The organism is Saccharophagus degradans 2-40, assembly GCF_000013665.1.
Lineage (GTDB): Bacteria > Pseudomonadota > Gammaproteobacteria > Pseudomonadales > Cellvibrionaceae > Saccharophagus > Saccharophagus degradans.
This window is the reverse complement of record NC_007912.1, coordinates 3,380,497-3,403,089: the sequence shown is the minus strand read 5'-3', so window position 1 is coordinate 3,403,089 and position 22,593 is coordinate 3,380,497. Positions and strand designations below refer to the sequence as shown.

The following is a 22,593-nucleotide window of genomic DNA, read 5'->3' as shown; positions in this document are numbered from 1 at the left end:
CGACGATGTCGCCCCTAAAGGTAGTTGAGGCTGAAACTATGGCTGACCGTTTAAAAAACGATTTTCAATTTATAGAAGTGGGTAGGCAAGATCCTACTAAAAAGGATATATCCACTCGTAAACATGAATTCGTAGAAATTTATCAGCCCTTTTCGCAAGAGCAGGTGGCAGATCAATCACACCGCTGTTTAGAGTGTGGTAACCCCTATTGCGAATGGAAGTGCCCCGTGCACAACTATATTCCTAACTGGTTAAAACTGGTTTCTGAAGGGAATATCGTTGAAGCCGCTGAGCTATGCCATCAAACCAACTCTTTGCCTGAAGTGTGTGGTCGCGTGTGCCCGCAAGATCGTTTGTGCGAAGGTGCTTGTACACTTAACGATGGTTTTGGTGCGGTAACGATTGGCAACGCAGAAAAGTATATTACAGACACTGCCTTTGCGATGGGCTGGCGCCCGGATATGTCCAAAGTAACCTGGACCAAAAAACGCGTGGCAATTATTGGCGCAGGCCCAGCTGGGTTAGGTTGTGCAGATATCTTAGTTCGCAACGGTGTTAAACCTGTTGTATTCGATCGCAACCCAGAAATTGGTGGTTTGTTAACCTTTGGTATCCCAGAGTTCAAACTCGAAAAAACAGTAATGTCTCGTCGTCGCGAAATTTTCACCGACATGGGTGTAGAGTTCCGCTTGAATACCGAAGTAGGTAAAGATATTCAGATGGAAGAAATTCTTGAAGAATACGACGCTGTATTTATGGGTATGGGAACCTACACCTACATGAAAGGTGGTTTCCCTGGCGAAGATTTATCTGGTGTATACGACGCACTGCCGTTTTTAGTATCTAACGTGAATCGCAACTTAGGTTTTGAAAAAGACCCTGCAGACTTCATTAGCGTTAAAGATAAAAAAGTTGTGGTACTTGGTGGTGGTGATACCGCTATGGACTGCAACCGTACCTCTATTCGTCAGGGTGCTGAAAAAGTTACTTGTGCATACCGACGCGATGAAGCCAACATGCCAGGTTCTGTACGCGAAGTGCAAAATGCGCGCGAAGAGGGTGTTGAGTTCTTATTCAACCGTCAACCAATCGCTATTGTTGGCGAAGGCCGCGTTGAAGGCGTTAAAGTTGTGACTACTCAAATGGGTGAGCCTGATGAGAATGGTCGCCGTCGCCCAGAGCCAATACCTGGTAGTGAAGAAATTATTCCTGCCGACGTAGTGCTTATTGCTTTTGGTTTCCGTCCAAGCCCAGAGCCTTGGTTCGAAACACATGGTATTAACTTAAACAACTGGGGCGGTGTTGTAGCGCCTGCAGAGCAAAAGTTTAAATACCAAACCACTAACGATAAAGTTTTTGCTGGTGGTGATATGGTGCGTGGTTCCGACTTGGTTGTTACTGCAATCTGGGAAGGCCGCGAAGCCGCGGAAGGTATTCTAGATTATTTAGACATTTAATAATAAGCCCTCGCCTATTGGGTAGAGGGCTCAAGCAAATTGGCGCCCTAATCGCATGACTGTTCTAAAAAACGATCGTTTCTTAAGGGCGCTAATGCGCCAACCTGTAGACCAAACCCCCGTATGGATGATGCGCCAAGCTGGGCGCTATTTACCTGAATATCGCGCTACACGTGCGCAAGCAGGTGATTTTATGGGGTTGTGTACTAACCCCGAGCGCGCTTGTGAAGTGACGCTTCAGCCGCTTGAGCGCTATCCCCTAGACGCAGCAATTTTGTTTTCCGATATTCTCACCATTCCCGATGCGATGGGTTTAGGGCTTTACTTCGAAACCGGTGAAGGCCCCAAGTTTAAGAAGACTATCTCTACTGCTGCAGATATCGAAAAGCTCGAAGTGATTAAACCCCTTCAAGATTTACCCTATGTAATGGATGCAGTGAGCACTATTCGCCGTGAGCTAAATGGGCGAGTTCCATTAATAGGTTTTTCTGGCAGCCCCTGGACCCTTGCAACCTACATGGTGGAAGGCGGTTCGAGTAAAGATTTTCAAAAAACCAAAGCGCTTATCTATAACCATCCAGAAGCTGCTGCGCAGTTGATGGATAAGCTTGCCGACTCTGTTATCGCCTACTTAAACGCGCAAATTGATGCCGGAGCACAGGCTGTTCAAATATTTGACTCGTGGGGTGGGGCTTTATCTCACGACGCTTACAAAACCTTCTCGCTTGCGCCTATGGCCAAAATTGTGAAAGGCTTAAAGCGCGAGAACGAAGGCAGAAAAGTACCGGTTATACTTTTCACTAAAGGCGGCGGACAATGGCTAGAAGCTATGGCTGACGCTGGGGCAGACTGTTTGGGCTTGGATTGGACTACTGATATCGGTCAAGCGAGAGCGCGTGTTGGCGATAAGGTGGCTCTGCAAGGGAATATGGACCCAAGCATACTGTACGCATCACCAGATCGCATTCGCGAAGAAGTAGCGCGTATTTTAGCGAGCTATGGAGCGGGAACAGGCCATGTATTTAACTTGGGGCACGGCATTACGCCTGGCGTTGACCCAGAGCATGCTGGAGCATTTATTCGTGCAGTTGGCGAACTTTCTGCTCAATATCATAAGTAACTCTATTAAATCACACAAATTGCGGTATAGATTAGCAAAATTGTGAATACATTAGCCGGCAGCTATTTCTTCATTGTAATTGACTGGTTTATAATCAGCCGATAGAAAGTGGCGGGTAAATACACCGCCTTTAGAATGAGGTATGCTGCTCCAGCTGATGTTCAATCATTGTGAAATGATTGACAGGGATGGACAAAACTACCGTTGTAAGGGAATTTGTGTGGCAATTAAGCAAGTAAAGCTTCAAGTTAATGAACTCACAGTTGGGATGTTTGTATCCGGGCTAGATAGACCGTGGTCGCAAACACCGTTCCCTTTGCAGGGCTTTTATATTCGCGATCTCGACGAGATAAAAGAGCTTAAGGTTCACTGTAGCTTCGTCTATATCGATGTCCAAAAGGGCACAGCCCCGCTTAAAAACACCCTGCGTAAATTATCATCAAGTCGCGCGTCTGTTAGTTCGCGCAAGCCCGACCGCAACGCGCGACGCGCGCCAATGCCGGATGTGGCTCCGCTTAAAATACGCCGCAACACCTACACCACTATTGCCCCGCTAGAAAAAGAAATGGGCAAGGCAAAAGAGCTGCATCAGCAGGTTTACCATGCTGTGGGTGCGGTGATGGAGCAGGTGAATCAAGATCATTCCAACTTCCCAGTGCGCGAAGCTAAACGGGTAGCAGGGCATATGGTGGATAGTGTTATTCGCAGCCCAGATGCGTTTACGTGGTTGAGTCGCGTACGTGAAAAAGATGCTTACACCTATAGCCACGCAGTGCGTTCGGCTGTTTGGGCTATCTTGTTTGGGCGCCATATTGGCCTGCCAAAGCAGGATTTGGACGTGCTAGCCATGGGGGTGCTTCTAAAGGATATAGGCAAAACTAAGTTACCTACCTATCTGCTAGAAAAGCCTGATCGTACATCGGATGAACAAGAAGCCTACGAAAAGTTTGTAGATTACGGTGTTGAGATCTTACGTAAATTATCCGACGTTCAACCGCGTATTACCTCCGTAGTAAAAACCCACTGCGAACGAGTAAACGGCTCTGGGTTTCCGCAGCACTTGCGTGGGGATAAAATCCCATTACTGGGTAAAATTGCAGGCATAGTTACCTTCTACGATGAAACAACCAACCCGCGCGGTCAGGAAAAACCTCTGCCACCCTCAAAAGCTGTAGCCAAGCTATATGACTTGCGCGAAATTGAGTTCCAAGAGGAGTTGGTAGTAGAGTTTATTCGCGCTATTGGCTTGTACCCAACTGGCACTTTAGTGGAATTATCTACCGGTGAAGTGGGCGTAGTTGTAGAGCAAAACTTCGAGCGCCGTTTAAAGCCAAAAGTAATGGTTGTTACCGATGCGTACAAGCAGCCCTTGTACGAAATGGTATTGGTTGATTTGGCTGCAGATGAAAAAGAAAAGCAGCAAAAAGTCGATGCAGGTAAGGTGCATCCAAGTGAGTTAGAGCGGGTGGAAATTGTACAAGATTTGGAGCCAGGCTCTTACGATATCGATGTGGCGGGTATACGTGATAACTATATCGCAATGAAAGAGAGCAAAGGCTTACTCTCATTGTTTAAGCGCAAGGTAAAATTTCTGCCCGGCTTTAATTAATTTAATGCGCAGCGCCCAACCTTTGGCTGGGCGTTGTTGCAAACTAGGCCTGTGTTTGCAGCTCTGCAATCATTTCCCCCATTCTTAGGGTGGTTTCCGCTTTAATATCTTCCTTCCATTTAATCGCGCCCTTTGGAAACAGCAGTACAGCGGTTGAGCCTAATTTGAAACGTCCCATTTCATCGCCCTTACCTAGCTTTATTTCGCGAGGTTTACTGTAGACGTTGCGTTTAACTTCTCGGCTTGCAGGTGTGATTTGCCCATCCCACACGGTTTCTATGGAAGCTACGATCATTGCGCCCACCATAACCACGGCCATAGGCCCAAACTCCGTATCGAATATTGCGGCAATGCGCTCATTGCGCGCGAACAAACCTGCAACGTTTTCTGTGGTAACAGGATTAACCGAGAATAAATCCCCTGGGATGTAGTTCATCTGAGTTAACAGGCCAGCTGCTGGCATGTGAACGCGGTGGTAATCAGAAGGAGAGAGGTAGATTGTTGCGAAACTACCACCCATAAATTGCTCGGCTAATTCGTCATCGCAGGCCAGCAATTCTTTAATAGAAAACCAGTGGTTTTTAGCCTGAAAAATTTTATCGCCAGATATTTCCCCTAGCTGACTTACTGCGCCGTCGGCGGGGCTGACTATTGCGTTTGCTTCGCTGGCAATTGGGCGTGCATCTGGTTTTAGTGCGCGCACAAAAAAGTCGTTAAAGTTGGCGTAATTTTCTGGGTTGGGCTCTAATGCTTCTGCCATATTTACGTTGTAAGCATTAATAAATTTTGTAATAAATAAATGCTTAATCCAGCGTATTTTAGTAGCTGCAAACCAGCCCACAAGACGCGAAAAGGCGTGGTGCGGAATAATGCGTTGCAATGCTATGAATAAGTCGTCTTTCATTCTTTGGTCCAATTTGGGGCGTTTTTTATATTTGAATTGCGGCTAACTTCGGTGGCGTAAATTATGGTTGCAACCAAATGGCCCGCGCTGGTTTATTTAACGGCTGTTTTGTACTTAAATTATTAGTCGTGCATTCTCGTCGTATCTCGTCAAAAATTCCAGCTGCGATTGCTTCGAATTTAGCTTAAACGTTTAAATTCCCTCGATGGGCAACCCATCGGTGTTGCCCCAATCCGACCAGCTACCGTCGTAAGCTTTAATGTTAAGGCCTAAATATTTACCAACTAAATAGGTGTAGCCAGAGCGGTGGTGAGATTGGCAGTGCGTGACAATATTTTTCTCTGCGTTTAGGCCGAGCTTATCGAGGTGCGCTTTGGCATCTGTGCGAATACGGTAATTGCGCGCAGGATCCATTAGCGTTGTCCACTCGCAATGGGTTGCGCCAGGAATGTGCCCCCCGCGGGCGGCGAATTTATTCATGCCTGTGTATTCCGCACGGCTGCGTGCATCCCAAATAGCGAAATCAGGGGCGCCTAGCGACGCGACGATATTTTGTGCAGTAACAATTTGCGTGGAATCAATGGTTACGGGGTAGTTTTCGGGTTCTGGGCTAAACGGTTCTGTCACAAGCGGCAGGCCGTCACCTTGCCACGCAATGAGGCCTCCGTCGATAACGGTAACATGTTTATGACCTATTACGTCGAGCGTCCACACGAAGCGCCCGGCCCAGCCGCCGCCTTCGTCGTCATACACTATAAAGTGGGTATCGCTGGTGGTGCCTAGGTAAGAAAATAAGCGTGACAGTTGGTCTTGCGACGCAATTTTACCTGCCGCTGGCGGTTGGCCGCTCATTAAAATACCCACAGGTATAGAGATAGCCCCTTCAATATGACCGTGGCGATAGGTTTGTTCGCTGCACAGGTCGACAATGCACACAGGGTAAGTGGAAACGGCTTCTCGGTGCGTTTTTAAAAAGGCGTGTACCGCAGCAGGCTCGGCGATTAAGGGCAGTCTATCTGGCATGTGTGAATTAACCTTGCATGTTTACGTCGTCTAGCGATTGGACAATGCGTTGGAAGTTTTCGTAACGCTCTGGGTGCAAGCTTCCGTCTTCAACGGCGTTTAACACTGCACAGCTGGGCTCGTGAGTGTGTGAGCAGTCTCTAAATTTGCACAGGCCAGCAATGTCTCTAATTTCGATAAACCCGTAGGTCACTTCTTTTGGGCTAAGGTGCCAAAGGCCAAACTCGCGAATACCGGGTGAATCTATACAGTCACCGCCAAAGGGAAAGTGAAACAATTCCGAGTGGGTGGTGGTGTGGCGGCCTTTATCAATAGCATCGGAAAGGGCGCCAATGGCAATTTCTTGGTCGGGTAATAATTTTTTGATTATGGACGATTTACCCACCCCAGACTGCCCAACAAACACGCTAGTGTTGTCTTGCAGGGTGTTTCGTAGTTCGTCTAAGCCGTCGCCATTTTTTGCGCAGGTGTCAATACAGCGGTAACCAAGGGAGGTGTATAGCGTGCGCAATTTGGCCACTTTATTGGCAATTGCGCTATCTATTTCATCGCTTTGCAACAAGTCTAGTTTATTGAATAGCAATACAGGCCGTATATGTAGGTTTTCGGCAACGGCAAGGTAGCGGTCAATTAGCCCAGAGAAAGGCTCTGGTGCACAGGCTATGGTAATAAGTAGTTGGTCGACGTTGGCAGCCACAGGCTTAAGTTTACCGTAGCTGTCTGGTCGCACTAGTGTACTAGAACGAGGTTGAATGGCCACAATAATGCCACTGCTATCATCTTCTTGGAAAACAATGCGGTCGCCTGTGACAACGCTACCGAGTGTGGCGCGTAAATGGCAGCGCAAACGACGCGGTGAGTCATCGCTGTTATCAAGTGTTTCTACTTGCACTTGTTTGCCGTGGTGGGCTATTACTAGCCCCGCTTGCTCTGAGCCTAGTTGTTTTCCATCTGGTGCGGCTACTGAGGTGTCTAACCGTTGGGACTGGCGTTCGCGAATGCGGTCGACTTGACGCTTGCTTAATCTTCGTTTGGCCATGGGTTAGTGTTGCTCTTGGCAGTGGGGCATAGGGTTCTTCACGGTTGTGGTGCATGCGAAATTAAAAGCTAAATTAAATTGCCTATTCACCCCAGTATAAGTAACCGCTGCATAGCCGAGGGGCCGAGCGAGCTGCTAAACTGAGATTTTGGCTATTGTAGTGGAAAATACGATGACAATCAGCGATAACAACCTAATTTGGATTGATTTAGAAATGACCGGTCTGGTACCCGACCGCGATGTAATCATAGAAATTGCCACCATAGTGACCGACGCGCAGTTAAATGTGCTCGCAGAAGGCCCAATGCTAGCCATAGCGCAGCCCAAAGCGGTGATGGATGGTATGGATGAATGGAATACCAATCAGCACGGTAAATCGGGTTTAACAGAGCGCGTTTTAAATAGCGCTGTTAGCACCGCGATGGCCGAGCAACAAACTATCGAGTTTTTGCAGCAGTGGGTGCCAGCAGGTAAATCGCCCATTTGCGGTAACTCGATAGGTCAAGATAGACGCTTTTTAGCGCGTTATATGCCGCGTTTAGAGGCGTATTTTCACTACCGCAATTTAGATGTAAGTACACTTAAAGAGTTAGCTGTACGCTGGAAGCCCGAAGTGTTGAACGGCTTTACAAAAAAAGGCGCACACTTGGCGCTAGACGATATTAAAGACTCTATTGCTGAACTTAAGCACTATCGTGAGCATTTTATTAAGTTGTAATGTATTTCCTTTCCTCGTACGTTGCGATCTAGCGGCTTGATCGCAACGTTGTTAATTGTTTTGTCGTAATATTTCTGTGCTGGGCAGCGCTTAGCATGGTGTCGATGTAATTTATTCTAGTTGGTGTGTTGTGCGTAATTATTGGCAGTTCTTACAGCAGGGCTGGCCCTTGCTCGTTTTTGGTTTTCTCGCCGTTTTCTTTGGCAATTTTGGCCAATCTTTTTTTATTAGTTGGTACGGCGCTGCAATTCAGGCGGATCTTAACTTAAGTGCATCAACCTACGGTGCAGCTTATTCCTTTGCAACCTTGGTGTCGGGTTCGGCATTAATGTTTGTAGGCGGCTGGATTGATAAATGGTCGCTGCGGCGATTTGCCAGTACCGTGGCTTTGGGGCTTTTTGTTGGCTGTTTAACGCTCGCGTTTACGCACAATATTGTTTTGTTGGTGATTGGTTTTTTTCTTGTGCGTTTATTCGGACAGGGTTTGTTCCCCCATACGGGTATAACCACAATGGCGCGCAGCTTCGATAAAAACCGAGGTAAGGCGCTAAGTATTGCAACAATGGGTGTGCCTGTGGGCGAGGTAATACTGCCTATTTTAGCAGTGTTGTTTATAGCTAAATTCGGTTGGCAAATGAGCTGGGCGGCATTCGCGTTACTTATTCCCGTTGTGTTTATTCCTTGTATGCTGTTTGTTGTGCGCCGGGCACACCAGCTTGGTTTGCAGGTAGACTCAGAGATAAAAGCGCAAAGTTTAGAAGCGAGCGTAAAAGACCAACCAGCTACCCAAGCTGTGGGGCGCAAGCAGGTACTAAGGGATTATCGTTTTTGGTTGGCTTTGCCGGTAATGCTCTCTGGTCCATTTGTGGTAACTGGGGTGTTTATTCATCAAGGTTTTATTCTTGCACAAAAACAGTGGAGCCCCGAATGGTTTGCCGCGTGCTTTATTTTTTATGGTGTTGTGCACGGTTTAGGTTCAATGGGGGTGGGCTTTTTAATTGATCGCTTTAGCGCAACTCGATTACTGCCATTCAAAGCGCTGCCAATTGTATTCGCCTTGCTGTTACTTGCTTTCGCTAATGGGCCTTGGGTGGCTTGGGCAATGCTTGGTTTACTTGGCGTTTCAATTGGTTGCGGTGGCCCAATAGGTGCCGCTTTGTGGGCCGAGGTTTACGGCACCGAGAAGCTAGGCGCAATTCGTTCTATGACGAGTTCGTTCGCAGTTTGGTCTACAGCGGTTAGTCCTATTTTATTTGGCGTGTTAATTGATAACGGTATGAGTATTCAGGCGCTTATGTCTGGTGTGGCGGTTTATGTGTCTGCCGCAACGCTTATGGGGTATATGGCCTATCGCGTAAAAAAGTAAGGTTATTTAAATAACAAAAAGCCCGCATTCACGGATGTTAATGCGGGCCTTTTAATTCTTTCAGTTTTTTAAATATTTAAGTGCTGTGCTAATTACTGCTGGTATTGGAAGCTAGTTTGTAAGCGTATATCGCTTACTGATGCGCCCAATAGCACATTAAATTTACCTGTTTCTGCAAGCCAGTCGTTGCTGTTTTCATCCCAAAATGAAAGGGCGCGTTTATTAAGCGTAATATTTACCGCTTTGCTTTCACCCGGCTTTAAAAACACTTTTTGGAAACCTTTAAGTTCTTTTGCTGGGCGTTCTACGCTTGCTTGCTCGTCATGCAAATACAGTTGTACAACTTCAGCGCCGGCCACTTTGCCAGTATTGGTAATGGTTGCGCTTACGGTGACGGTTTGGTCGCCTTTAATGTTCGCGCTAGAGAGCTTTATATTGTTGTACTTAAACTGGGTATAAGACAAACCATGACCGAACGGGAATAGCGGCTCGATGTTTTGTTTTTCGAACCAGCGGTAACCAATAAACACGCCCTCGGTGTAGAGTGATTCAACAGGGTTGTAATCATTCAGTGCGATTGGAGCAGTATCTTCCAGTGCCTTTGGTAAAGTTATTGGCATTTTGCCGCTGGGGTTGGTATCGCCAAATAGCATATCGGCGTAGGCGTTACCGGCCTCCATACCGCCATACCAGCCCCACACAATAGCTTTAGCTTTATCGGCCCACGGCATTTCTACAGCAGAGCCTGCAATTAAAAATACAACCGTGTTCGGGTTTGCAGCTAATACTTTGCTAATAACTGGGTCTTGATGGTTAGGCAGCTTCATGTGAGGGCGGTCAATTGCTTCGCGGTCGTCGCCGTGGGTTAGGCCGCCAAAGTAAAACACTACATCCGCTTTTTTCGCGGCGGCTATGTATTCTTTTTCTGCGGTAAATAAATCTCCCGGTGCATCCCAGCCCAAGGTAAAGTTTTTATTGCCGCTGTATAAAATTTCGAAGCTGTATGTTTCACCGCCGTTGAGGGCGATTTTTTGGGTTACTACATCGCCGCTAGTGCTGCTATGTTTTACTGTGGTTTTACCGTTAATTTTTAATTCGAAATCGCCCATCACCGATGTTTTGAGTGTGTGCTCGCCCGATTTTAACGGTTTAATTGTGGCGGTCATGGTGACGTATTCTTTAGTCGTGCCTGCAGGCGAAGAATAAGCCGAATCAACAATGGCGGAGTCGCCAATAGCTTGGGTGCGCGCAGCATCCGAGTAACGCACCATGTTCCATGCAGGTGTGCCGGTCCAGTGACGAGAAGTAACATAATCACTGGCGATAGGCATTAACACACCGTCATAGCGTGCGCGCATAACGGTAATGTTTACATTATCTCCCAGCTTCTGTTTTAACCCTTGTAACGGGGTTATTTCATAAAGTGCTGGCACTTCTGACGAGCCACCGCCTAAACCGTGCACTTTGTCTGCGTTGGGGCCAAGCACCAATACGTTTTTAATTTTGTTTTTATTTAGCGGCAGAATGTTTTCATTTTTTAGTAGCACAATACCTTCAGATGCAATTTTGCGTGCAGCTTCGTGATGCTTGGCAGTATTGCGCTCACCAGATAAGCGGTATTTGTCCATCATGCCTATGCTGAGTTGCACGCGCAGTATGCGACGAACTTTATCATCAAGTACTGACTCTGGAATGCTGCCCGCTTTAATCATGTCGATCATTGGTTGGGCAAGCATGTAGTCGTCGTAGCTATCTACATTTGTACCCATTTCGATATCGAGGCCGTTAACAGCGGCATCGTAAGTGTTGATATCTACGTTCCAGTCTGTGAGTAACACGCCTTTGTAGCCCCATTCGCCTTTTAGAATATCCATTACTAAATGTTTGCTTTGGTTGGCGTTGGTACCGCGAAATTCATTGTAGGCCCCCATTATGGTGTGCACGCCCGCTTCTTTAACGGCGGCTTCGAAGGCGGGTAAATACACTTCGCGTAATGTGCGTTCATCGGGTTTGGCGTTTACGCCGGTGCGATTCAGCTCTTGATTGTTAAGCGCGAAATGTTTGATACAGGCGGCCACGTCATTTTCTTGAATGGCTTTAATTTCTGCCACAGCAAGACGTGATGCCAAGAAGGGGTCTTCACCCATATATTCAAAGTTACGACCATAAAGTGGCAGGCGAGCTAAGTTTACGCCTGGGCCTAATATTACATCTTTACGGCGGTGGCGAGCTTCTGCGCCGAGTACATCGCCGTGAAGGGCAGCTATTTCGGGGTTCCAGCTGGCGGCTACGGTAGTAAGCGGTGGTAAGTAAGTGGAGTTGTCATCTGTCCAGCCTGCTGGTGCCCAGCCGTGGCGTTCGATTTGATAGCGCACGCCGTGGGGGCCATCAGACATCCACATTTCGTGAATGCCTAGCCGCTCGATAGAGGCGATAGAGAATTTGCTGTTCGCATGAACCAAAGAGGCTTTTTCTTCTAGTGTTAATAGTGGCAGCAGGCGTTCAACTTCGGCTTCAACTTTTGCCAAGCGCGCTTCGCGAGCGGCTTGGTAGCTAATGTGGTTATCATTTGTCGCCGCGGGCTCTTTTACATTGCACGCAGCAATATTTAGCGCCAAAGCAACCAGAAAGAGGTGTTTAAGGTTCATGTTCATACTTCTTTTGAGTTGAGTGTTTTTTAAGCTTAGCAGCATATTTTAAGTGCAGCTTGGATGATGTATGGGCCTGTTGCCCGTAGTTGATGACGAAGTATAGAGGGGAGGGGGTTAATAAAAGGTTATGAGCGTGAGGCCTAAGCTTGTGCTTTGATTTTGCGCTTGCGTTTGCGATCTGGGTTTTGCAGTTGCTTTATCGCCCAGTGGATATGCTCGGCTACAAGCGGGGTGCTGGTGTGAAGCTTTTGTTTAAGTATATCAATGGTTTCGGGAGAGCTAGGGCCGTTGCCTATGCCTACCGCTAAATTGCGTTGCCATTTTTCAAAGCCAATTCTACGAATGGCCGAGCCTTCAGTATTTTTTAGAAAGGTTGCCTCGTCCCAGCTAAACAGCGTGTTAAGTTTCGCCGCTTCTAGCCCGTGGCGCGGGTGAAAGTCTTTCTCGTCCGTGGGGGTGGCGTATTTATTCCACGGGCAAATGGCTTGGCAGTCGTCACAGCCAAATACTCGGTTGCCTATGGGCTCGCGAAACTCTTCTGGAATGGGGCCTTTGTTCTCAATGGTAAGGTAAGAAATACAGCGTTTAGCGTCGAGCGTGTAAGGGGTTGGAAAGGCATCTGTTGGGCATACCTTTAAGCATGCTGTGCAGTCGCCACACAGATTTTCTGCGGTTTGTGTTTCCACGGGTAGAGGCAGGTTGGTAAATAGCTCCCCCAAGAAGAAGTAGCTGCCCGCGTGACGGTTAATGATAAGAGTGTGCTTGCCTGTCCAACCTAGGCCGGCTTTTTCTGCGAGTGGTCGCTCCATTACTGGGGCGCTATCTACAAATGGGCGCTGGCTTAGAGGTACATCTATTTGGTTTTCGACCGCCCACGCTTCAATTTTTTTTGCCAGAGTTGCGAGGCGCTTGCGAATAAGCTTGTGGTAGTCGCGGCCCAGTGCATAGCGCGATACGTACGCAGTATCTGCAGATTTAAGAATTTTAATTTGGTTGGTATCGGGGGGCAGGTAATCTAAGCGCACCGATATAATTCGACAGGCACCCGGGTGCAGTTTTTCTGGGTCTAAACGCAAATCGGCGTGCTCCGCCATCCATTCCATCGAACCCTGATACCCCGCTGCGAGCCACGCACGAAAACGATCTTCTTGATTAGATAGGTCCGTATCGGTAATGCCTGCCTGCTGGAAGCCAAGTTCACGACTCCACTCTTTTATCAGCTGCGCGAGTGTATGGAGTGGCTGGTTCATAGCGTGCTTTATTGCCAGTGTTGAGGGTTGTGGTAACGATTATGATTTGCACAGCGCTATAACCCTTACGAGTAGTGCCGTATAATCGCCAACAATATGTCTAGGCCGCCAAGTATACGCGTAAAAACCTAGGCTCAAAATGTAATAACGCATTTGGTTAGCTAACGGCTGGCCAAATAGTCATTTAATGAATAGTGATCTCCTATGACCGCACCAGAACTTCCCACCAGTTTGTACACCAGTGAACAAGTCAAACAGTTAGATGCCCTCGCCATTGAGCAAGCAAATATTGCCGGTATTGTACTTATGAAGCGCGCCGGTCGCGCAGCATTTGAATTACTGCTAGAACAATGGCCCCAAGTAGAGTCTGTAGTAGTGCTATGTGGTGCCGGTAATAATGGTGGCGATGGCTATGTTATTGCGGCTTTGGCTGCGCAGAAAAAACTGAATGTACACGCTGTGGCGATAGCAGACCCTGCTGGCCTAAGCGGTGACGCACTTAAGGCGTACAACTACGCCCAGCAGGAAGGCGTAACGGTTATAGCCGGTTCTGAGTTAAATACGGTTCAAATTGATGCTAGTACGGTAATAGTTGACTCGCTGTTTGGCACTGGCTTATCGCGCGAAGTAGAGGGCGATTATAGTCGTGCAATAGCTTGGGCAAATAATTCCGCAGCCCCAGTATTAGGGGTAGATTTGCCTTCTGGCTTGTGTGGCAATACCGGAAAAGTGTGGGGCGACGCAATAAAGTGTGCGGCGACTATTACATTTATTGGTGTAAAACGCGGTTTGTTAACCGGCCGAGGCCCAGCCTTTACCGGTGATGTGTATTTTGATGACCTAGGTGTACCCGCTTCCATATATGACGCCATTAAACCCGAGGTTACACGCACATCGCGCTTGGCGCTTATGCCAAGCTTGCCAGAGCGCGAAGCCGACGCTCATAAAGGGCAGTTTGGCTATGTGTTAGTAGTAGGTGGTGATGTGGGTATGGGTGGCGCTGCCGCTATGGCAGGCGAAGCTGCTGCGCGCACGGGGGCAGGGTTAACGGGTATTGCTACCCAGCCCATTCATGTTGCGCCTATTCTCGCCCGTTGCCCAGAGCTTATGGTAATAGGTGTGGCGTCAGGCCAGGCTATCGAGCCTGTATTGGCTAAACCAACGGTTGTTGTATTGGGCCCAGGCCTTGGGCGTGACTCGTGGTCGGAGCAAATGCTGCAGCAAGCAACACTTACAGACTTACCCTTGGTAATGGATGCCGACGCATTGAATTTGTTGGCAGAAGGGCGCGTAGTGCGAAAAACGCAACGCGATAACTGGGTGCTAACGCCGCACCCAGGAGAGGCGGCGCGCCTACTAGACTGCTCTGTGGCAGAAATTCAAGCCGATAGGTTTGCCGCAGCCCGCGCTATTCAAACTAAATATGGCGGTGTAGTCGTTTTGAAAGGCGCTGGAACCATTATTGCCGGTGCGGATCAATTAGTGGTGGCGAATGTTGGCAACCCAGGAATGGCAACCGGTGGCATGGGCGACGTACTTAGTGGCGTGATTGGCGCCTTGATTGCGCAGGGTTTAACCTTATTTGAAGCTGCTCAGTTGGGCGTGTGCGCCCACGGTGATGCCGCCGATTTGGCCGTGCAAGAAGCGGGTGTGCGTGGTGTAATGGCGACCGATTTAATTCCATTTATTAGGGAGTTGTTAAACTAGTGGTGCAGGCGTTAGTCGAAAAAGAAATTTACCTGGTAAACGAAGAGGCAACCGTAGCGCTAGGTGCTGCGCTGGGGAAGATGATTCCCGCAGGAGCAGTCATATTTTTAGATGGCACCCTTGGCGCGGGCAAAACCACTTTTTGCCGCGGAGTGCTGCATAGTTTTGATTATTCAGGTCCGGTTAAAAGCCCTACCTATACATTGGTCGAGCCATATGAATTAGCCCAGCGCACCATTTACCATTTCGATTTGTACCGGCTTGGCGACCCTGAAGAGCTAGAATATATGGGGATTCGCGATTACTTTAGTGCAGAAGCAATTTGTTTAATCGAATGGTTTGAAAAGGGCGAAGGTGTTTTGCCTCAAGCGGATATTCTGGTTAAGGTAGTGCCCAGTGGGGAGGGCCGTAGCGCTACACTTTGTGGGCTAACAACAAATGGCATGAATTGGGTGGATAACATAAATGAATAAAAGCTGTGGAAGCTTTACCAATATTCGCTAACGATTAATTATACAAATAACGTCACAACGAAGGACGCACTTATCGTGGGTTACAGGTTTAAAATCGCATTTTGCCTAGTACTAATGCTTGTTAGCCAATGGTTAATGGCGGCAGACGTTAAGGGTGTACGTGTTTGGCGCGCACCAGATAACACACGTTTGGTGTTCGATTTAACTGGGCCTGTTGAGCATAAAATATTTACCTTGGATTCCCCCGCAAGACTAGTTATTGATATAGAAAACGCCAAGTTCGCAGCCAATACCGACGGCCTAGACTTTAGCGGCTCGCCTATTGGCAAAATGCGCTATGGCAAACGCAACCAAACCGATTTACGCGTTGTACTCGATTTACAAACAGAGGTAAAACCACGAAGTTTTGCACTGTTAGCGCTTGCCGACAAGCCAGATAGATTGGTAATAGATTTATACGATGAAGGTACTGCTACCGTAAAAACAGTCCAAACCGTTGCCAAAGCACCGGAAAGCAAGCGCGATATCGTCATTGCCATTGATGCTGGCCACGGCGGTGAAGACCCTGGCGCACTGGGGCCAAAGCGTGTTCGCGAAAAAGATGTAGTACTTAAAATTGCACAAGAGTTAGCGCGGCTCATAGATAGCGAACCCGGGTACAAGGCGCAAATGGTGCGAACAGGTGATTACTACATTCCACTGCGTGCGCGCCGCAATAAAGCCCGAGAAATACGCGCAGATTTATTTATTTCTATTCATGCCGATGCATTTAAAAACCCCAAAGCGAAAGGCGCGTCAGTATTTGCTCTATCTCGTCGCGGGGCTACCAGTGAGACAGCTCGTTTTCTTGCGTCAAAAGAAAATGAAGCGGATTTAATTGGCGGTGTGGGCGATGTGAGCCTCGATGATAAAGATGAAATGTTAGTGGGTGTGTTGGTGGATTTATCCATGAATGCAACTCTTGCTAACAGTTTGAACGTGGGTGATCGCGTGCTTAAACAAATGGGCGCAATTACCAAGCTTCACAAGCACCAAGTCGAGCAGGCGGGTTTTGCTGTTTTGAAATCGCCAGATGTACCATCTATTCTGGTAGAAACAGGGTTTATATCAAACCCCGACGAAGCGCGAGCGTTAAGCACCGATAGCCACCGCAAAAAATTGGCCACAGCAATTTTTAACGGTGTTAAAAGTTATTTTTACGATGTGCCACCGGCCGATTCTTACGTGGCTTGGAAAAAGCACGGCGGCAAAGGTTCTGGTGGCAGTGCTGCCACGGTTGAGCACATAATCGCTAGAGGTGATACCCTCTCATCTATTGCCAAGCGCTACCGCACAACCGTGGCGCAGCTTTTAGAAGCTAATGGCTTAAACAATACAAACATCAAAGTTGGCCAAAAGCTAACCATTCCTACAAGTTAATATGCCTGAAATTAAAAAGCTTAGCCCGCGATTGGCTAACCAAATTGCCGCTGGTGAAGTGGTAGAGCGCCCTGCATCTGTTATTAAAGAACTGGTAGAAAACAGTGTGGATGCCGGTGCAAAACAGCTGGATGTAGAAATCGAAAACGGTGGCGTAAAGTTAATGCGCGTGCGCGATAATGGGTGCGGCATAGGTAAGAACGACTTGCCCTTAGCTCTTAGCCGTCACGCTACCAGCAAAATTTATCACTTAGATGATTTAGAAGCCGTTGGCACTTTGGGGTTTCGCGGTGAGGCGTTGGCCAGTATCAGTTCTGTTGCACGGTTGAAATTAACCAGCAACGACGGCCAGCAAGATACTGCTTGGTGTGCGCAGGCCGAGGGGCGCGATATGGAGGCGGAACTCTCGCCTGCAGCTCATCCGCAGGGCACCACCGTAGAAGTGCGCGATTTATTTTTTAATACCCCTGCGCGCCGTAAATTTCTACGCACAGAAAAAACAGAATATTCACGTATAGAAGATATTTTAAAACGCATTGCGCTATCGCGTTTTGAGTTGGGCTTTAGCTTAAAAAATAACGGCAAGGTTGTGCACAACTGGCGCCCAGCAAATAGCTTGGCCGAGCAAGAGCGTCGCGTTGCGCAAATTTGTGGCCCTGCGTTTATGGAAAACGCCGTGCATGTAGATATTAATCGCACCGGTTTGCGTTTGTGGGGGTGGGTGGCGTTACCTACTTTTTCACGCAGTCAGGCAGATTTACAGCACTTTTATGTTAATGGTCGGGCGATTAAAGACAGACTAGTGGCGCACGCGGTTAAACAGGCCTATCAAGATGTGTTGTATCACGGCCGTCACCCCGCTTATGTGCTGTATTTAGAGCTAGACCCAGCCAATGTGGATGTGAATGTTCACCCCACTAAGCACGAAGTAAGGTTTCGCGACGGCCGCTTAGTGCACGACTTTTTGTTTAGCAGCCTGCACAAAGCGCTTGCGGATGTTCGCCCCTCGGCAGAGCAGCCTGTTACTTATCAGCAGCCTTCTATTGCCTCTTTATCGCAACAGCAGCCAGTGCAGTCCGCATTGGGCTTGGCGGGCACCAGTAACGCTGCATCGAATGGCGCGGGTAGTTACCATTCAAGTTCGACAGCTAATTACTCAACGGCGTACTCGCCTGCTAATGTGGGTAATGTAAGCGAGCAAATTACTCAATACGCAAACTTAACCTCGCCAACGGGGTCACCTTCAAACCTGCAGTACACCAATTCGTCGCAAACTCCGGTGAACAATTTGCAGGAAGATAACGCCGAAATACCACCGCTAGGCTACGCAATAGCCCAGTTAAAGGGTATTTATATTTTGGCCGAAAATGCCAACGGCTTGATAGTGGTGGATATGCACGCGGCGCACGAACGCATTACCTACGAGCGATTAAAGCAGCAATTCGACCACGAACAACTGGCCTCTCAGCCGCTGTTAGTACCACTGTCTATGGCCGTTAGCGAAAAAGAAGCTGCCCTGGCTGAAGAGAGCGCGAGCTTATTTGCTCGTTTAGGGTTTACGGTAGAAACGGCGGGGCCAGAAACCATTTTAATTCGACAGGTGCCGGTAATTCTAAACCGCGCAACAGTCGAAGATTTAGTGCGCGATGTGCTTGCCGATGTAATCGAGTACGGTACCAGCAGTCGGATTGAGCACAATATTAACGAAATTTTATCGACAATGGCCTGTCACGGCTCAGTGCGCGCCAATCGCAAATTAACTATCCCCGAGATGAACTCTCTATTGCGCGATATGGAAGCCACAGAGCGCAGTGGGCAATGTAACCACGGTAGGCCAACTTGGTCGCAAATGACATTAGCGCAGCTAGATAAACTCTTTATGCGGGGGCAGTAAGCCATTGGCTGAATCAAATAAAGAGCTAGTCGACCGCTTAAGCGCGCCAAGAGGCGATCGAAAGCCTTTAGCTATTGCGTTGGTTGGGCCAACGGCTGCAGGTAAAACAGATTTAGCTATTGCGCTACACCAACAGTTGGGCGCCGAAATTATTAGCGTAGATTCCGCTATGGTGTACCGCGATATGAATATCGGTACTGCCAAGCCAACTGCTAGTGAACTGGCATTAGCTCCTCACCGTCTTATTGATATACGCGATCCTGCGGAAGCATACTCGGTAGCAGATTTTTGTCGCGATGCTAAAGCTGAAATAGAATCGATACATTCGCAAGGTAAAATACCGGTACTTGCGGGCGGTACAATGATGTACTTTAAAGCGCTGCTGGAAGGCCTATCCGACATGCCTGCTTCAGACCCAGCCGTGCGTGCACAAATAGATAAGCGCGCGAGCGAAGAGGGCTGGCCTGCACTGCACAGCGAGCTGGCAAGTGTTGACCCAGAAACCGCTGCCAATATTCATCCCAATCATTCCCATCGCATATCGCGCGCGCTGGAAGTGTATGTAATTTCGGGCAAGCGCATGTCGGCGTGGCGGGGCCAAGCCAATAACGGGTTAATTGATACATACGATTGGGTGCAAATATGTGTAGCGCCGCGAGAGCGAACACTTCTTCACCAAAGAATTGCCCAGCGTTTTGATATGATGTTGGAACAAGGCTTTATTGACGAGGTCAGAGCTTTGTATAGCCGCAACGACCTGAATGTAGATATGCCGTCTATTCGTGCGGTGGGGTACCGCCAAGCGTGGGATTACCTTGCGGGCGTATCCAGTTATGACGAAATGCGAGAAAAAGGCATAGCCGCCACCCGCCAATTGGCAAAACGGCAATTTACTTGGTTACGCAGTTGGCAGGGGCTCGAATGGATCTATACTCAAGATGAAGACGCTAATTTGCTTTCTTCTGAAGAAATTGTGAATAAAGCCTTGAATTATTTGGCCAAAAGAACAATATAATGAACCGTCAGTTCTAATTACGCTTTTTTTACCTCCGCTAGCCGTTTTGGCGCGTTTTATTCCCCTTTTTGGGGCGCGACCAACCGATTCGATAGTTTGGTGGGTATTACTTACTTATATTCTTAAAGGAGAATAAACATGTCAAAAGGGCACAGCTTACAAGACCCTTACCTCAACGTCCTGCGCAAAGAGCGCATTCCTGTATCCATCTACCTTGTAAATGGAATCAAGTTGCAAGGACAAGTAGAGTCATTTGACCAGTTTGTAGTTTTATTGAAAAACACCGTAAGCCAAATGGTTTACAAGCACGCTATATCCACTGTTGTTCCCTCTCGTCCAGTTCGCGTTCCTTTATTGAATGCAGATGGCACGTCCGCAGAGGACGAAAACGGGGGTTAATCGGAGTTTTCTTTGTTTTTTGATAGACCTGAATCCGGTGAGCTAGCTGTTCTAGTTCACCTGGAAATTTCCCAAGCAGAACAGTCTGAAGATCCTCGAGAGTTTGAAGAACTCGTCCTCTCGGCCGGTGGCGACCCCGTAGACTTCCTAACCGGTAGTCGATCAACCCCCAGCTCCAAGTACTTTGTTGGAACGGGTAAGTTGGAAGAGCTGCAGGCCATGGTTAAGCAGCACAATGCTGAGTTAGTGATATTCAACCATCAACTTACTCCCAGCCAAGAGCGCAATATAGAGCATGCGCTCGGCTGTCGTGTGCTTGACCGAACCGGATTAATTCTAGATATTTTTGCCCAGCGCGCCCGCACTCATGAAGGTAAACTTCAGGTGGAGCTGGCGCAGCTGCAGCATATGTCTACTCGATTAATTCGCGGGTGGACTCACTTGGAGCGCCAGAAAGGCGGCATAGGCATGCGGGGGCCGGGTGAAACCCAGCTCGAAACCGACCGCCGGCTTCTTCGCGCCCGTATAAAATCTATTCACAAACGTTTAGATCGCGTACGCAAGCAGCGCGAGCAAGGCAGACGCGCGCGCAATCGAGCAGAAATTCCTACGCTTTCTTTGGTGGGTTACACCAACGCCGGCAAATCTACGCTGTTTAACGCCATTACAGATGCCGGTGTATACGCCGAAGACAAGCTATTCGCTACCTTAGACCCCACCATGCGTCGCATCGGCTTGCGTGATGTTGGCCCAGCAATATTGGCCGATACCGTAGGTTTTATTAGCAATTTGCCCCACCGTTTAGTGGAGGCGTTTCGCGCTACCTTAGAAGAGGCTGCAAGTGCTGATATTCTTCTGCACGTAGTGGATGCCGCCGATGACGAGCGCGCGCGCAATATTGAACAGGTTAAATTAGTGTTGAACGAAATTGGCGCTGGCGATTTACCGGTGTTAATGGTGCACAACAAAATAGACTTGCTATCCAATGTTGATGCGCGAATAGATCGTGATGATTTAGGCAAGCCCGTTGCCGTGTGGCTGTCGGCGCAGTCTGGTGCGGGTATAGAGCAATTGATGGAGGCAATAACAGAGCTTCTATCCGATAACATTGTTCACCAAAAAGTATTGTTGCCAGCATCAATGGGGAGCTTGCGGGCGCGCTTGTACCGCCAAAACGCAGTGGTTGGCGAAAGTCACCAAAGCGATGGTACATGTGTTATCGAAATACGATTGCCCGAGGCGGATTTGCATCGTATGCTTTCGGCCGAAAGTCTCACCATCAACGATTTGTGTTGGGCGCAGGACGACGACCAAGCTTCAAGTGTTGTCGCCGGCTAACGTATTCCATCAAAACTTAAAATCAATTACATAAATAACGGAGAAACCTATGGCCTGGAATGAACCGGGTGGTAACAACGATAAAGACCCTTGGGGTGGAAATCGTGGTAACGACGGCCCACCGGACCTAGACGAAGTTATACGTAACTTTCAAAACAAAATAAGCGGCTTATTCGGCGGTAAAGGTGGCGGAAACGGCACCAATAATGGACGCAACGAAGGTGGCTTTAATGGCACTATTCTTATTTTCGCGTTAGTTGTTGTGGCTATTATTTATGTGTTTGCCGGTATTTATCAGGTAGACCAAAAAGAGCGCGCTGTAGTATTGCACCTCGGTAAATATAGCGAGACTAAAGGCCCAGGCTTGCACTGGAACCCACCGTTAATCGACTCTGTAAGCAAAGTGGATTCACTGAGTTTGCAGGAGTGGAGCACGGGTCAACAAATGCTTACCAAAGATTTGAATATTGTGGATATTCGTATGTCTGTTCAGTATTCACGTATCGATCCTAAAGCTTACCTTTTAGAAGTGCGTGACCCAGAGATGAGCTTGCAGCAAGCGGCCAACAGTGCCTTGCGCCATGTGGTTGGTTCATCACCTATGCACAACGTGCTTACCGAAGGCCGTGAGCAAATTGCAGTTGAAGTACGTGAGCTGTTGCAATTGTATTTAGATAACTACAAAACCGGCATCAACGTTGACAAGGTGAACATCGAAGAAGCCGATCCCCCCAAAGAGGTTCAATCTGCGTTTGATGATGTGAGTAAGGCGCGCGAAGACGAAGAGCGTCTTCAAAACGAAGCTCAAACCTATGCCAACGGTATTATTCCTAAGGCGCGTGGTGAAGCTCAGCGTGTTATCGAGCAAGCTACAGCTTATAAAGAGCAAGTTATCGCACAGGCAGAGGGTGAGGCGAAGCGTTTTGAATACTTGTTAGCTGAGTATAAAAAGGCTCCAGAAGTTACCCGTCGTCGTTTGTACATAGATACTGTGCAAGAAGTGATGGAAAACAGCTCCAAGGTAATGGTGGATGTTGAGGGCGGTAACAATATGTTCTACATGCCTCTCGATCAGATAGTTAAGGCTACGCGTACTTCAACCGCTAAGGCGGCTACACCGCAAGACGTGGACGCGATAGTGGACCAAGTAATGAATCAATTGCGCAGCGAAGCAGCGGCACAGCAATCTCGTCGCAGGGAGTTACGTTAAT

At 48.2% G+C, this 22,593-nt stretch carries 18 protein-coding genes; 13 read left to right on the top strand and 5 right to left on the bottom strand.

All coding sequences use genetic code 11. The features are described 5' to 3' along the window. The first annotated feature begins 38 nt into the window (after positions 1 to 38). The 3 genes from SDE_RS14035 (at position 39) to SDE_RS14025 (ending at position 4,186) form a co-directional block, all read left to right on the top strand. Positions 39 to 1,457: an FAD-dependent oxidoreductase gene (locus tag SDE_RS14035; RefSeq protein WP_041325793.1), complete on the top strand. Its 1,419-nt coding sequence runs from the start codon at positions 39 to 41 to the stop codon at positions 1,455 to 1,457. 55 nt (positions 1,458 to 1,512) lie between these two features. Then, the gene (gene hemE / locus SDE_RS14030; RefSeq protein WP_011469158.1) at positions 1,513 to 2,577 is read left to right on the top strand and encodes a uroporphyrinogen decarboxylase; all 1,065 of its coding nucleotides are present in this window, start codon (positions 1,513 to 1,515) and stop codon (positions 2,575 to 2,577) included. Positions 2,578 to 2,797: 220 nt separating this feature from the next. Continuing rightward, a complete protein-coding gene (locus tag SDE_RS14025; RefSeq protein WP_041324715.1) occupies positions 2,798 to 4,186 on the top strand; it encodes an HD-GYP domain-containing protein in 1,389 nt (462 codons plus the stop codon). A gap of 43 nt (positions 4,187 to 4,229) precedes the next feature. Here SDE_RS14025 and asd read toward each other — a convergent pair whose 3' ends face one another. The 3 genes from asd to rsgA all read right to left on the bottom strand — a co-directional run bounded on the left by asd (position 4,230) and on the right by rsgA (position 7,152). After that, the gene (asd, locus tag SDE_RS14020) at positions 4,230 to 5,090 is read right to left on the bottom strand and encodes an archaetidylserine decarboxylase (RefSeq protein WP_011469156.1); all 861 of its coding nucleotides are present in this window, start codon (positions 5,088 to 5,090) and stop codon (positions 4,230 to 4,232) included. Between the two features lie 192 nt (positions 5,091 to 5,282). Then, entirely contained in the window at positions 5,283 to 6,113 is an 831-nt protein-coding gene (locus SDE_RS14015; RefSeq protein ID WP_011469155.1) for a sulfurtransferase, read from the bottom strand. 7 nt (positions 6,114 to 6,120) lie between these two features. After that, positions 6,121 to 7,152: a small ribosomal subunit biogenesis GTPase RsgA gene (gene rsgA, locus SDE_RS14010; protein ID WP_011469154.1), complete on the bottom strand. Its 1,032-nt coding sequence runs from the start codon at positions 7,150 to 7,152 to the stop codon at positions 6,121 to 6,123. Between the two features lie 172 nt (positions 7,153 to 7,324). Between rsgA and orn the strand changes: the two genes are divergently transcribed. Further along, positions 7,325 to 7,870: an oligoribonuclease gene (gene orn / locus SDE_RS14005; protein ID WP_011469153.1), complete on the top strand. Its 546-nt coding sequence runs from the start codon at positions 7,325 to 7,327 to the stop codon at positions 7,868 to 7,870. A 130-nt stretch (positions 7,871 to 8,000) separates the two neighbouring features. Next, entirely contained in the window at positions 8,001 to 9,236 is a 1,236-nt protein-coding gene (locus SDE_RS14000; protein ID WP_011469152.1) for an MFS transporter, read from the top strand. Positions 9,237 to 9,328: 92 nt separating this feature from the next. Here SDE_RS14000 and SDE_RS13995 read toward each other — a convergent pair whose 3' ends face one another. Together SDE_RS13995 and queG are read right to left on the bottom strand one after the other, a co-directional pair. Further along, positions 9,329 to 11,884 (bottom strand): glycoside hydrolase family 3 C-terminal domain-containing protein, encoded by a 2,556-nt coding sequence (locus SDE_RS13995; protein ID WP_226986430.1) that lies wholly within the window; start codon positions 11,882 to 11,884, stop codon positions 9,329 to 9,331. Positions 11,885 to 12,027: 143 nt separating this feature from the next. Continuing rightward, a complete protein-coding gene (gene queG / locus SDE_RS13990) occupies positions 12,028 to 13,137 on the bottom strand; it encodes a tRNA epoxyqueuosine(34) reductase QueG (RefSeq protein WP_011469150.1) in 1,110 nt (369 codons plus the stop codon). A gap of 204 nt (positions 13,138 to 13,341) precedes the next feature. Between queG and SDE_RS13985 the strand changes: the two genes are divergently transcribed. The 8 genes from SDE_RS13985 to hflK all read left to right on the top strand — a co-directional run bounded on the left by SDE_RS13985 (position 13,342) and on the right by hflK (position 22,592). Beyond that, positions 13,342 to 14,844: a bifunctional ADP-dependent NAD(P)H-hydrate dehydratase/NAD(P)H-hydrate epimerase gene (locus tag SDE_RS13985; protein WP_011469149.1), complete on the top strand. Its 1,503-nt coding sequence runs from the start codon at positions 13,342 to 13,344 to the stop codon at positions 14,842 to 14,844. Continuing rightward, complete coding sequence (tsaE, locus tag SDE_RS13980; protein WP_011469148.1) at positions 14,844 to 15,317, top strand: tRNA (adenosine(37)-N6)-threonylcarbamoyltransferase complex ATPase subunit type 1 TsaE; 474 nt, start codon at positions 14,844 to 14,846, stop codon at positions 15,315 to 15,317. Before SDE_RS13985 ends, tsaE begins: the two co-directional genes overlap by 1 nt. Before the next feature lie 114 nt (positions 15,318 to 15,431). Continuing rightward, a complete protein-coding gene (locus SDE_RS13975) occupies positions 15,432 to 16,736 on the top strand; it encodes an N-acetylmuramoyl-L-alanine amidase (RefSeq protein WP_049762794.1) in 1,305 nt (434 codons plus the stop codon). Position 16,737: 1 nt separating this feature from the next. Further along, the gene (mutL, locus tag SDE_RS13970; RefSeq protein ID WP_011469146.1) at positions 16,738 to 18,630 is read left to right on the top strand and encodes a DNA mismatch repair endonuclease MutL; all 1,893 of its coding nucleotides are present in this window, start codon (positions 16,738 to 16,740) and stop codon (positions 18,628 to 18,630) included. A gap of 4 nt (positions 18,631 to 18,634) precedes the next feature. After that, a complete protein-coding gene (gene miaA, locus SDE_RS13965) occupies positions 18,635 to 19,645 on the top strand; it encodes a tRNA (adenosine(37)-N6)-dimethylallyltransferase MiaA (protein ID WP_011469145.1) in 1,011 nt (336 codons plus the stop codon). A 138-nt stretch (positions 19,646 to 19,783) separates the two neighbouring features. Further along, positions 19,784 to 20,044 carry an RNA chaperone Hfq gene (hfq, locus tag SDE_RS13960; RefSeq protein WP_011469144.1) on the top strand — a complete coding sequence of 87 codons (261 nt, stop codon included), beginning with the start codon at positions 19,784 to 19,786 and terminating at the stop codon, positions 20,042 to 20,044. Between the two features lie 12 nt (positions 20,045 to 20,056). Next, positions 20,057 to 21,382, top strand: a complete 1,326-nt coding sequence (gene hflX / locus SDE_RS13955) for a ribosome rescue GTPase HflX (protein WP_011469143.1) — start codon at positions 20,057 to 20,059, stop codon at positions 21,380 to 21,382. A 49-nt stretch (positions 21,383 to 21,431) separates the two neighbouring features. Then, positions 21,432 to 22,592: an FtsH protease activity modulator HflK gene (gene hflK, locus SDE_RS13950; protein WP_011469142.1), complete on the top strand. Its 1,161-nt coding sequence runs from the start codon at positions 21,432 to 21,434 to the stop codon at positions 22,590 to 22,592. The last annotated feature ends 1 nt before the right edge of the window (position 22,593 follow it).